This is a genomic window from Streptomyces sp. NPDC006372, assembly GCF_040612515.1.
GTDB lineage: Bacteria > Actinomycetota > Actinomycetes > Streptomycetales > Streptomycetaceae > Streptomyces.
On record NZ_JBEXQJ010000036.1, the window covers coordinates 1 to 12,196 of the forward strand.

At 70.8% G+C, this 12,196-nt stretch carries 12 protein-coding genes; all 12 read right to left on the reverse strand.

Features of this window, described 5'->3' with window-relative positions; genetic code table 11:
- The coding region (locus tag ABZ016_RS35375) for an aspartate ammonia-lyase (RefSeq protein ID WP_356920810.1) at window positions 1–962 on the reverse strand (962 nt) is incomplete at its 3' end.
- Between the two features lie 124 nt (window positions 963–1,086).
- Complete coding sequence (locus ABZ016_RS35380) at window positions 1,087–2,103, reverse strand: asparaginase (protein ID WP_356920881.1); 1,017 nt, start codon at window positions 2,101–2,103, stop codon at window positions 1,087–1,089.
- A 32-nt stretch (window positions 2,104–2,135) separates the two neighbouring features.
- Complete coding sequence (locus ABZ016_RS35385; protein ID WP_356920811.1) at window positions 2,136–3,578, reverse strand: amino acid permease; 1,443 nt, start codon at window positions 3,576–3,578, stop codon at window positions 2,136–2,138.
- Complete coding sequence (locus ABZ016_RS35390) at window positions 3,575–4,252, reverse strand: FadR/GntR family transcriptional regulator (RefSeq protein ID WP_039931813.1); 678 nt, start codon at window positions 4,250–4,252, stop codon at window positions 3,575–3,577. The genes ABZ016_RS35385 and ABZ016_RS35390 overlap by 4 nt, the downstream gene beginning before the upstream one ends.
- 186 nt (window positions 4,253–4,438) lie before the next feature.
- Complete coding sequence (locus tag ABZ016_RS35395; protein ID WP_356920812.1) at window positions 4,439–5,275, reverse strand: undecaprenyl-diphosphate phosphatase; 837 nt, start codon at window positions 5,273–5,275, stop codon at window positions 4,439–4,441.
- A 123-nt stretch (window positions 5,276–5,398) separates the two neighbouring features.
- Window positions 5,399–5,746: a fluoride efflux transporter CrcB gene (gene crcB / locus ABZ016_RS35400; protein ID WP_356920813.1), complete on the reverse strand. Its 348-nt coding sequence runs from the start codon at window positions 5,744–5,746 to the stop codon at window positions 5,399–5,401.
- On the reverse strand, window positions 5,743–6,123 hold the full coding sequence (locus ABZ016_RS35405) for a DUF190 domain-containing protein (protein WP_356920814.1): 381 nt from the start codon (window positions 6,121–6,123) through the stop codon (window positions 5,743–5,745). The genes crcB (ABZ016_RS35400) and ABZ016_RS35405 overlap by 4 nt, the downstream gene beginning before the upstream one ends.
- Window positions 6,120–6,575: a fluoride efflux transporter CrcB gene (gene crcB / locus ABZ016_RS35410; protein ID WP_356920815.1), complete on the reverse strand. Its 456-nt coding sequence runs from the start codon at window positions 6,573–6,575 to the stop codon at window positions 6,120–6,122. The genes ABZ016_RS35405 and crcB (ABZ016_RS35410) overlap by 4 nt, the downstream gene beginning before the upstream one ends.
- A 343-nt stretch (window positions 6,576–6,918) precedes the next feature.
- Entirely contained in the window at window positions 6,919–7,878 is a 960-nt protein-coding gene (locus ABZ016_RS35415; RefSeq protein WP_356920816.1) for an SMP-30/gluconolactonase/LRE family protein, read from the reverse strand.
- A gap of 46 nt (window positions 7,879–7,924) precedes the next feature.
- On the reverse strand, window positions 7,925–8,182 hold the full coding sequence (locus ABZ016_RS35420; RefSeq protein ID WP_356920817.1) for a helix-turn-helix domain-containing protein: 258 nt from the start codon (window positions 8,180–8,182) through the stop codon (window positions 7,925–7,927).
- Window positions 8,183–8,389: 207 nt separating this feature from the next.
- Complete coding sequence (locus ABZ016_RS35425) at window positions 8,390–9,949, reverse strand: arabinogalactan endo-1,4-beta-galactosidase (RefSeq protein ID WP_356920818.1); 1,560 nt, start codon at window positions 9,947–9,949, stop codon at window positions 8,390–8,392.
- A gap of 112 nt (window positions 9,950–10,061) precedes the next feature.
- The gene (locus ABZ016_RS35430; RefSeq protein ID WP_356920819.1) at window positions 10,062–12,083 is read right to left on the reverse strand and encodes a beta-galactosidase; all 2,022 of its coding nucleotides are present in this window, start codon (window positions 12,081–12,083) and stop codon (window positions 10,062–10,064) included.
- Between the last annotated feature and the right edge of the window lie 113 nt (window positions 12,084–12,196).

Genomic DNA, 12,196 nt, shown 5'->3' on the forward strand with positions numbered 1-12,196 from the left:
GACGAACCCGCCTGCACCGGCGGCAGGTTGATCTCGCCGAGCCCCGCGCGCGGGCCGGAGGACAGCAGCCGCAGGTCGTTGCAGCTCTTGGAGAGTTTGACCGCGATCCGCTTGAGCACGCCCGACATCTGCACGAACGCCCCGCAGTCCTGGGTCGCCTCCACCAGGTTGGCCGCCGTCACCAGCGGCAGGCCGGTGAGGGCGGCGAGGTGCCGGCGGGCCGCCTCGGCGTACCCGGCGGGGGCGTTGAGGCCGGTGCCGATCGCCGTGGCGCCCAGGTTGATCTCATGGATCAGCTCGACAGCCTCGGCAAGACGGGACCGGTCCTCGTCGATCATGACGGCGTACGCCGAGAACTCCTGACCGAGCGTCATCGGGACCGCGTCCTGCAACTGGGTACGGCCCATCTTGAGCACGTCGCGGAACTCCACCGCCTTGCGGGCGAAGGAGTCCTGGAGCACGGACATCGCCTTGAGCAGTCCGCGCACCGCGAAGACCGTCGCGATCTTGACGGCGGTCGGGTAGACGTCGTTGGTGGACTGGCCGAGGTTGACGTCCTCGTTCGGGTGGAGGTACCCGTACTCGCCCTTGGCGTGACCCAGCAGTTCCAGCGCCCGGTTCGCCACGACCTCGTTGGCGTTCATGTTGGTCGAAGTGCCCGCGCCGCCCTGGACGACGTCGACCACGAACTGGTCGTGCAGCTCGCCGTCGCGGATCTCCCGGCAGGCGGCGACGATGGCGGCGGCCTTCTTCGGGTCCAGCAGGCCGAGTTCCTCGTTGGCGAGGGCGGCGGCCTCCTTGACGGCGGCCAGGGCGTCGATCAGGTGCGGGTACGCGGAGATGGGCGTGCCCGTGATGGGGAAGTTCTCCGTGGCCCGCAGGGTGTGCACACCCCAGTAGGCATGGGCGGGGACGTCACGGTCGCCGAGCAGGTCGTGTTCGGAGCGGGTGGCGGCGGTCATGAGAGTTCTTTCTGAGGTGAGGAGTGGGTACGCGCCCCGAAAGGGGCGCGGGGAACTGCGCGATCAACCACGGACGGCCGTCAGACCGGCGACGACCCGCAGTCCCCCTCGGTTCGGCCTGGCACTACACGCAGGCCGTGGACGGAACCGGGTCCAGAGCTCGCACGGCCCGCACACACCCCACCGGCTCCCCTCCCCCGAGCAGCGGCTCACCCGCGAACTCGGTGAGCAGCTCCGGATCGACGCCCGCACGGGCCAACGCGGCGGCGGCGACCGGCACACGCGCCCGGTTCGCGCCATCCGCGATCTTCACCGCGACGGCCCGCCCGTCGGGCAGCGCCGCGACCTGCACCCCCTCGAAGCCGTCCTTGCTGAGCAGCCCGGGCACGGCCCGCATCAGCGCGGCGACGTCCCGGCCGGAGCCGGAGGCCATCTCGGCGTGCTCGCGCATCGCGTCCGCGACACGGGCCTCGGGCGTGCCCGGTGCCGCGGTGGCGATCCGGGCGGTGGCGCGGGCGAGGCCGTGCAGGGAGATGGAGAACAGGGGGGCGCCGCAGCCGTCCACGGTGACCCGGGCGATGCGCTGCCCGGTGAGGTCCTCGACGATCTCGGCGATGGCCTGCTGGAGCGGGTGGCCGGCGTCGACGTAGTCCTCCAGGGGCCAGCCGTTGAGGGCGCAGGTGTAGAGCATGGCCGCGTGCTTGCCGGAGCAGTTCTGGGCGAGCCGTGAGGGCAGCCGGCCCTCACGCACCCAGGCGTCCCGCACGACCGGGTCGAACGGCATGTCCGGGACGTTGCGCAACTGCTCCTCGGTGAGCCCGGCGAGATCGAGGATGCGCCGGGCACCGGAGAGGTGGCGGTCCTCCCCGGAGTGGCTGGCCGCGGTCAGCGACAGCAGCTCGCCGTCGAGCGGCAGCCCGGCCCGCACCATGGCCACGGCCTGGACGGGCTTGATCGCGGAGCGCGGATAGAAGGCGGCCTCGATGTCTCCGATCTGGAGCTGGACCTCTCCGTCGGCGCCGAGGACGACGACGGAGCCGTAGTGGATGCCTTCGACGATTCCGCCGCGTATGAGGTGGGCGACGGGGGCGTGGACGGGTTCACGGACAAGGGGTGCGTCCGCAAGGGAACTGCTGAACATCACTGCCTGCTTCTCGGGGAGCGGCGCGTCGGTCACGCGTCGGCTCCGGTGGTGGACTTGCGCGCGATACGGCCGCGGATGGCGAACCATCCGGCGACCAGTGCTCCGACGATCAGCGGCAGGCACAGCACGGTGGTGCGTCCCGCGCCGCCGTCGGCGTACATGAGGACCAGGACGGAGGCGAGGAACGCCAGCGTCACGATCTCGGTCCAGGGGGAGCCCGGCAGCCGGTAGCCCGGGCGGGTCAGCTCGCCCTTCTGGGTCTTCTGCCAGAAGAGGAGGTGACAGATCATGATCATGCCCCAGGTGGCGAGGATGCCGATCGCGGCGAAGTTCAGCACGATCTCGAACGCCTCGGCGGGCACGACGAAGTTGAGGCCGACGCCCAGGACGCAGATTCCGCTGGTGAGCAGGATGCCGCCGTAGGGCACCTGGCTGCGGCTCATCACGGAGGTGAACTTGGGCGCGGATCCGGCCATGGCCATGGAGCGCAGGATGCGGCCGGTGGAGTAGAGGCCGGAGTTGAGGGAGGACATCGCGGCGGTGAGGACCACGAGGTTCATCACGCCGCCGGCCGCCGGGATGCCGATGTTGGACAGCACCGTCACGAAGGGGCTCTCGCCGGCGGTGTACTTGTTCCACGGCAGCAGCATCGACAGCAGGACGACCGAGCCGACGTAGAACAGGCCCACGCGCCACATGATCGAGTTGATCGCCTTCGGCATGATCTTCTCGGGGTTCTCGGTCTCACCGGCAGCGACGCCGACCAGCTCGACGGAGGCGTAGGCGAAGACGACGCCCTGGATGATCAGCAGCATGGGCAGCAGGCCGTGCGGGAAGACGCCGCCGTTGTCGCTGATGAGGGACGGGCCCGGGCTGTGGCCGTCGACGGGGTGCTGGGTGACCAGCAGGAAGATGCCGATGCACATGAAGACGACCAGCGCGCCGACCTTGACGATCGCGAACCAGAACTCCAGCTCGCCGAAGATCTTCACCGAGATGAGGTTCACGGTGAGCACCACGGCCAGCGCGATCAGCGCGATCACCCACTGCGGGATGTCGGAGAACATGCCCCAGTAGTGGGTGTAGGTCGCCACGGCGGTGATGTCGGCGATGCCGGTGGTCGCCCAGTTGAGGAAGTACATCCAGCCCGCGGTGTAGGCGCCCTTCTCCCCCATGAACTCGCGTGCGTACGACACGAAGGCGCCGGAGGAGGGCCGGTACAGCACGAGTTCGCCGAGGGCGCGCACGACCAGGAAGGCGAAGAGGCCGCAGACCCCGTAGGCGATGAAGAGGGACGGGCCGGCGTCGGCCAGCCGGCCGCCGGCGCCGAGGAACAGGCCGGTGCCGATGGCACCGCCGATGGCGATCATGTTGACGTGCCGGGACTTCAGGGACTTGCTGTAGCCGGCGTCTCCGGCGTCTACATGGCTGGAACGTTTCTGCACGCCTTCGTGCAGGGACTGCTCACTCACGCCTCGGGTCCGCCTTCCGTGGGGGTGTCCGTGCGCGAAGAACGCACGATGTCGGTGAGGGTCGTCTCGACGCGGTCGAGGTGGTGGGCCATGGCCTCCACCGCGTCGTTCTCGGAACCGTCGATCAGCGCCTCGACGATCGCGCGGTGCTCGCGGTTGGACTGCTCGCGGCGCCCGCCCAGCTCGTTGAGGAAGGCCGACTGACGGGCCAGCGCGTCCCGGATCTCCTCGATGACCCGGCGGAACACCGGGTTCTGCGCGGCCTCGGCCACGGCGAGGTGGAACAGCGTGTCCATGGCGACCCACGCGGTGGTGTCCGTCTCCCGCTCCATCCGGTCCAGGAGGTGGGCCAGGTGGTCGAGGTTCTCCGGGGTGCGCCGCCGGGCCGCATACCCGGCGACCGGGATCTCGACGTGGCGGCGCACCTCCAGCAGGTCGCTGGCCGAGTAGTCGCCGAAGGTGGGGTCCTCGACGGTGCTGGCCACGACGAAGGTGCCCTTGCCGGTCCGTGAGACGGTCAGGCCCATGGTCTGCAGGGCCCGCAGCGCCTCACGCAGCACGGGCCGGGAGACCTCGAGGGTGCGGCACAGCTCCGCCTCGGAGGGGAGCTTGTCGCCGATGGCGTACTCGCCCCGCTCGATGGCACCGCGAAGGTGCGCCAGCACCGCTTCCATGGCACTGACGCGACGCACAGGCTGTCCGGCTGTCCGGCTGTCTGACAGGTTCACGGTGGCGATCCTGAGGGGCGCGGGAGGCCCCTGTCAAGAGGCCGAAAAGAAACGTTCACGGGGCCGGAAGCCTGCGTTCAGGCGCCCGGCCCCCTGTTCCGAGGGGCAGGCCGGGCGTGCCGGCGCGGACGGTCAGCTGTTGAGCACACCCGTCCCGAGCAGGCCGAACAGCAGCACGCCGACGGCGATCCGGTAGATCACGAAGGCGTTGAAGGAGTGCTTGGCGACGAACTTCAGGAGCCACGCGATGGAGCCGTAGGCCACGACGAACGAAACGAGCGTCCCCACCGCCAGCGGGGCCGCGCCCACGCCGGTGCCGAGGGCGTCCTTGAGTTCGTAGAGCCCGGCTCCGGTCAGGGCGGGGATGCCGAGGAAGAAGGAGAGCCGGGTGGCGGCGACGCGGTCCAGGTCGAGCATCAGCGCGGTGGACATGGTGGCGCCGGAGCGCGAGAAGCCGGGGAACAGCAGGGCGAGGATCTGGGAGCTGCCCACGAGCATGGCGTCCTTGAACGAGGTGTCGTCCTCGCCGCGCTTGTGCCGGCCCATCCGGTCCGCCGCCCACATCACCCCGCTGCCGACGATCAGCGAGCCGGCCACCACCCACAGCGAGGCGAGCGGTCCCTGGATGAGCGGTTTGGCGGCGAGTCCCACGAGGACGATCGGGATGGTGGCGTAGATGACCCACCAGGCGAACTTGTAGTCGTGGTGATAACGCTCCTCCTTGTCCCGCAGGCCCCTCCCCCAGGCGGAGACGATGCGCACGATGTCCTTGAAGAAGTACACGAGCACCGCGGCGATCGCACCGACCTGGATGACGGCCGAGAACCCGACCACGGCGTGGTGGTCGACGGGGATGCCCATGAGCCCCTCGGCGATCTTCAGATGGCCGGTGGAGGAGACGGGCAGGAACTCGGTCACCCCCTCGACGGCTCCGAGGACGACGGCCTGACCGACGTTGATGACGCTCATGGGATCCAGTTCTGTCCGGGGGAGGCGGAAGCGGAGGGGACAGTCTTACTACACGCGGGCGAGGACGGATCTCACGTACACGCCTCACCCACGCGGATCGCCCGCACGTCTCACCCGCCCATCTCACATGTGCGCGAGCGCGGCCCCCGCGAACGCCGCTGCGAGGCCGGCCGCCACACTCGCCACCACGTTGACGGCGGCGTGCAGCCGGGCCCCCGTCTCCGCCAGCCGCAGCGTCTCGTAGGAGAACGTCGAGTATGTCGTCAGCGCACCGCACAGACCGGTGCCGAGCAGCAGCTGGAGGTGCGTGGTGGCTCCGGTGAGCAGACCGAGGATCAGGGAGCCGGAGACGTTCACCGTGAACGTGCCCCAGGGGAAGACCGAGTCGTGCCGGGACTGGACCGCCCGGTCGGTGAGGTAACGGAGCGGGGCGCCGACCATCGCGCCGCCGATGACCAGCAGCCAGTTCACAACGACTTCTTACCCTTCGGGTCCGTTTCGCCGGTGATGTCGCCCCGGCCGGTGTACCGGATGACCTCGCAGTGGTCGAGGGTCACCAGACCCTCGGTGACGAGGTCGTCCAGCTGCGGCAGGAAGGCACGGACACGCGGCTCGGTGTCGACGATCACCACGGCGACCGGCAGGTCCTCGCTCAGGGACAGCAGCCGCGAGGTGTGGATCAGGGCGGACGCTCCGAAGCCCTCGACACCGTGGAAGACACTGGCCCCCGCGAGGCCCGCCGCGTGGGCCCGGTGGACGATCTCCGAGTAGAGGGGCCTGTGGTGCCAGGTGTCGCTCTCGCCGACGAAGACGGTCAGGCGCAGTGCCCTGCCGGTCAGCCTCGTCATGGCTGCCTCCGTTTCAGGATGCGGCGTGTCGTCCGGGCCGCGAGCCACACCGCTGTGAGTGCCGCCGGCGGGGTCGCCGCGAGGTAGGTCAGACCGGTGGCGGCGTGGCCTCGGTCGATCAGCTTCTGGATGTCGACGGCGTAGGTCGAGAAGGTGGTGAAGCCGCCGAGGACGCCGGTGCCGAAGAAGGGGCGGACGAGGGGGTGGGCGGTCATGATCTCCGTGACGACCACCATGAACACGCCGATCACGGCACAGCCGGCGATGTTCACCCAGAAGATCGTCCAGGGAAAGCCGCTCGCGGGCGCGGGCCACCAGAGGGAGGCCGCGTAGCGGGCGGTGGCCCCCGCGCCCCCGCCGAGGGCCACGACCGTGACGACGGGCACCTGGGCACGCCAGGAGGGCGGACGTCGGGTGGAGGCCTGGACGCGGAGGCTCTCGGGGGCTTTCACGGGGGTATGTCTCCTACTCGCCGGAGCCCGGGACGGTCCGGGCGCGTGCCGTCGCAAGTAGGGACCGTTGGCGGCGTCCTTGCCGCGGTTCGGGTACGGCGGGCCCCACCACCGCGCCGCGAGAGGGAGTCGCGGCCGGGGTTCAGGTTAACCCCGGGGGCGCGCGGGCTCACTCCCGGGACGGGGGCTCGGGTCACCCTTGGGCCGGTGAGCGGGTCACTCCCGGGACGGCGGCTCGGGCCCTCCCAGACCCCTGGCCGGGGTCACTCCCGGGACGGGGCTCGGGTCACCCTTGGGCCCGTGATCAGCTCACTCCTGGGACGGGTGCATGCCGGTAGGCGGGTCACTTCAGGGCGGGTGGTTCGCAGATCGCCACGCCCCGCTCCCAGAGGCTCCCCAGCACCAGGTGGCCGTCGGCCTCGCAGACGCTGGTGATCATGCGGTAGCCGGAGCGGCGCCGGGCCAGGTGGTGGACGACGCGCCCCTCGTCGTCGAAGGCCAGGACGGCGATCGTGCCGGTGGGCCGGAACGGGGCGTGCACGGCGGCGCGGGCGGCGGCCCGGCGGACCGCGGGCGCCCCACGGTGGAGCAGGTCCAGGGCCGGCACGCGGGGACCGGCCAGCGCCACCCAGATCGGTCCGTCCGGGGCACCGCGCCAGAGGTTGTCGGGCATGCCCGGGAGGTTCTCCGCGAAGGGCTCGGCGCGGCCGGCCTCAGGGCCGGTGAGCCGGTAGCGGGTCAGGCGCCGGGCCCCTGTCTCGGCGACGACGAGGAACGACTCGTCGGCTCCGGCGGCGAGCCCGTTGGCGAACTGCAGGCCGTCCAGCACCACCTCGGGCGTGTCTTCGCCGGGCGCGAGGCGCAGCAGCCGTCCGGTTCCGGTGTGCTCGACGATGTCGCCGATCCAGTGGTCCAAGGGGTGGCGGCGGCTGGAGACGGTGAAGTACACGCTGCCGTCGGAGAGGGACACGGCGTTGCTGCAGAACCGCAGCCGCTCCCCCGCCACCGAGTCGGCGAGGACACGGACCGTGCCGTCGCCGGTGTCGACGCGCAGCAGTCCGCGTTCGGCGTCGCACACCAGCAGGGCGCCGTCGGGGAGGAGTTCGAGGCCGAGCGGCCTTCCGCCGGTCTCGGCGATCACCTCGGAGCGGGCCGCGACCGGGTCCGCCAGACCGTCCAGACGCACGATGCGGCCGTCGGCCAGCCCGGTCAGGACGCGGCCGCGCGGGTCGGCGGCCACGTCCTCCGGGCCGTGGCCCACCGCGATGTAGTGGCGTGGGACGAGTGCCGTGGGACGGTCCATCGCGCGTGTGCCCTTCGTGTCGGGGGATGTCGCTGTACCGGGTCGCCTACCAGCCCTTCTCAAACATCCGGGCGACCTCGGCGATCCGCATCTCGTCGCGGTGGTAGTGCACACGGCCCCCGGACCGGCTGGTGCGCAGCATGCCGGTGACCTCGAGCAGCCGGAGGTGGGTGACGGCGACCGGGCGGGGTATCGAGAACCGCTCGGCGACGGCGTCCGCGGTGACGCCGTGCGTGGCGGGTCCGGGTTCCTTCATCCAGGCCAGGATGCGCAGCCGTGTCTCGTCGGTGGGAGTGCTCAGCATCTCGTGCCCCTGCCTCGCGGCTTTCGGCCCTTTACCGTGTCTTCCCACTGTCTCGCAGTCGAAGCCGCGGCGCCCGGCACTCCGCATCCTTGACCAATACCGGACTTCCCTGCGCCCTGCAGGAGTTCGTCCTGTTCGGGGCTCTGGGTGCGGGAACGGGCGAGGGCCCGGCCACACGAGTGCGGCCGGGCCCCCTGCCCCGTCGGGTCAACGGTGGCGGAACCAGGACGTCGAGGACAGCGCCCGGTCGTCGTAGCCGAACAGTGCCTGGTTCTCCCAGGCGTTTCCGGAGGCGGCGTCGGTCGGGTCCCAGCCGTTGCCGCCCACCGCGGTCCAGGTCGCCTCCCAGTAGAAGATGCCGAGGCCGCGGCCGCCCGGTACGGCCTCCACGATGCTCGCCACGTCGTTCATCCACCGGGTCTGGCCGGCCACGCTCGCCGGGTAGCCGGAGACCAGTTCGTCGCCGGTGTTGATGATGTTCTCGTGCGCGTCCTCGCTGTCCAGGCGGAACGGGTAGGCGGTCTCGGCGACGAAGACCGGCTTGCCGTAGCGGGCGGCCGCGTCGTCGAGAGTCGTCTGGAAGTCGGCCAGTGCGCCGTGCCAGTAGCCGTAGTACGACAGGCCGATCGCGTCGAACTTCACACCGTGGGAGCGGGCGTTGTCGAACCACCAGCGGGTTCCGTCCAGGTCACCGCCCTTGGCGAGGTGCAGCGCGACGGTGGTGGAGGAGTTGACCGCCTTCACCGCGTCGTAGCCGGAGTTGAGCAGTCCCGCCAGCTGCGTCCAGTCGGACGTCGATCCCTCGTTCCACAGCATGCCGCCGTTGATCTCGTTGCCGACCTGGACCATGTCGGCGGTGGTGCACTGCGCCTTCAGGGCGTTCAGCACGTCGTACGTGTGGTTGTACACGTCGGCCCTGAGTTGACCGTAGGAGTGTCCGGCCCAGGCGGCGGGCTTGTCCTGGCGGCCGGGGTCGGCCCAGAAGTCCGAGTAGTGGAAGTCGACCAGCAGCTTCATGCCCTGCGCCTTGACGCGCTTGGCCATGGCGAGGACGCGGGCCTTGTCGTTGTAGCCGTCGGCCGGGTTCACCCAGACCTTGAGCCGTGCGTAGTTCATGCCGGACGACTTGAGGATGGTCAGGGCGTCGCCGGCCACGCCGGAGCCGTTCCGGTAGACGCCGCCCTTGGCCTCGCTCTTGGCCAGGGAGGAGATGTCGGCGCCCTTGATCGACGTACCCGAGGTGCCCGGTGTGAAGGTCAGGTCGTCGACGTTGATCCAGTTGCCGGCGTTCGCGTCACTGTTGACGCTGATCGTGCACTGGTTGCCGGTCACCTTGACCGGCACGACGAGCCTGATCCACCCACCGGCCGAGACCGGAAGGTCGGTGCGCTGCTCGGCGCCGCCGCAGTTCTTCAGTGCCAGGTACGCGGACTTCTGGCCGCCGCTCGAACGCACCCAGGCGGTGAGCTTGTAGCTGCCGTTGGTCAGCCCGGACAGGTACTGGTACGTCTCCGCCTTGTAGGCGGTGGCGGCCCAGTGGCTCAGGCGGTGACTCCCGCCGTGACCGCCGGTCTCGGTGAACGAGGCGCCGGTGTCGCCGTACTCGGACCAGCCGGCCGGCGTGGCGGCGCCCGCGCCGTCGCTCTCGAAGCCGCCGTTGGTGAGGGTGCTCGCGGCGTGGGCGGTCTGGGCGGGCAGGGCGGTGAGGGCGAGCCCGGCGGCGAGCGGGAGCAGCAGGGCCCGGAGCGTGCGTCTGGGATGGAACATCGTCGTCCGTCGTCCCTTCGACGTGGGGGATGGAGCGCCCCTCGCAGGAGGCGGGTGAGGGGCGGGCCCTCCGCCCGCGGCTCGTGGCTCGCGCGGGCGGAGGGAGTCGGTTTCAGCCGTCGAGCCGGACGACCCGGACGGCTCCGGCCGGGACCGCCAGCCGGCCCGCGGCGCGGTCACCGGTCAGCAGCTCGGTACCGGGCGCCTCCAGTGGCACCTTGACCTCGGACGCGGTGTGGTTGACGGCGAACAGGTAGGTGCCCGACCCGCCGGTGCGGCGCACCACTTCGACGTCCCGGGGCAGGTCGGCGCGCGGGGCGAGCCGCGCGTCCTCGCCGGCCATGCCGAGCAGCGCGTCGAGGCCGTCGGCGCCCAGCCGGGTGGAGACGTACCAGGCGGTGCCCTCGCCGAGACGGTGCCGGGTGACGGCGGGCCGGCCGGCGGTCAGCCCGCCGGCGTACGTCAGGACGGTCTCGGCGCCGCGCGGCACCACGAACTCCGTCCACACGTCGGCGTCCAGTTCGGAACCGTCGGGGCCCGTGACCCGCACCCGTTCGCCCGGCAGCAGCGGGGAGAACTCCTCGACGGTGAGCCCGAGGACGTCCCGGAGGGGGCCGGGGTAGGCGCCCTCGTGGACGGCGTCGTGCTCGTCGACGATGCCGGAGAAGTACGAGACGACGAGTGTGCCGCCGCTGGCGACGTAGGCCTTGAGGTTGTCCCCGGCGGCCTCGGTCATCAGGTACAGGGCCGGTACGACGACAAGGGGATAGCTCGACAAGTCGCCTTCCGGGTGAACGAAGTCGACGGTGAGGTGGCGGTCGTAGAGGGCTTCGTAGAAGGCGTCGGCGCGTTCGCGGGCGTCGTGGTCCTCGCTGGGACGCCAGTCGAGGTTCTGCGCCCACCAGGAGTGCCAGTCCCACACCACGGCCACGTCGGCCTCGGTGCGGGTGCCGCGGATCTCACTCAATGCGTCGACGGACGCACCGAGTTCGACGACCTCGCGCCACACGCGGGTGTCGGTGCCGCCGTGCGGGAGCATCGCCGAGTGGAACTTCTCGGCTCCGCGCCGGGACTGGCGCCACTGGAAGAACATGGCACCCTCGGAGCCGCGCGCCACATGGGTGAGGGAGTTGCGGGCCATCTGGCCGGGAGCCTTGGCGGGGTTGCGGGGCTGCCAGTTGACGCCCGAGGTGGAGTGCTCCAGCAGCAGCCAGGGGGCGCCCCCGGCCACCGAGCGGGTGAGGTCGGCCGCCATCGCGAGGTTGACGTGGGTGCGGCGGCCGTCGGTGATCAGGTAGTGGTCGTTGGTGACGACGTCGACCTCGCGGCCCCAGGCCCAGTAGTCGACGGAGTCGCACTGGCTGAGGGCCGTCATGAAGTTGGTGGTGACCGGGACGCCGGGCGAGAGACGGTGGAGGATGTCCCGCTCCGTCAGGAAGTTCTCGCGCATGGTGGCGTCGGCGAACCGCTTGTAGTCCAGGGCCTGGGCCGGGTTGCCCACGGTGGGGCTCAGGCGGGGCGGGTTGATCTGTTCGAGGTCCGTGTAGCGCTGGCCCCAGAAGGCCGTGCCCCAGGCCTCGTTGACGGCGTCGACCGAGCCGTACGTCGTGGCGAGCCAGCGGCGGAAGTGGGCGGCGCAGGAGTCGCAGTAACAGGCCGAGACGGGGACGCCGTACTCGTTGTGCACGTGCCACAGGGCCAGGGCCGGGTGGTCGCCGTAGCGCTCGGCGAGGGCGGTGGTGATGCCGGCGGCGGCCGTGCGGTAGTCGGCGTTGCTGTGGCAGATCGCCGCGCGGGAGCCGAACTCGAGGCGGACGCCCTCGGCCGTCACGGGCAGGGCCCCGGGGTGGGCCCGGTAGAACCACACCGGCGGGCACACGGTCGGCGTGCCGAGGTCGACGCGGATGCCGTTCTCGTGCAGCAGGTCCAGGAGCCGGTCGAGCCAGCCGAAGTCGTACGCCCCGGGCGAGGGTTCCAGCAGCGCCCAGGAGAAGATCCCGACGCTGACCATGGTGACGCCGGCCTCCCGCATCAGCCGGACGTCCTCCTGCCAGACGCTCTCCGGCCACTGCTCGGGGTTGTAGTCCCCGCCGAAGGCGAGCCTGGTGAGGCCCCTGGGGGTGGTCTCCGGCATGGATGGTCTCCCGGTCGGTCGATCAAATGGGAACGTGCACACACAGCAGCGCAGTGCGGAGCCCAACATAACCGCACAGCATCAACCATTGACAAGTGTCCGGGATGTTTCTC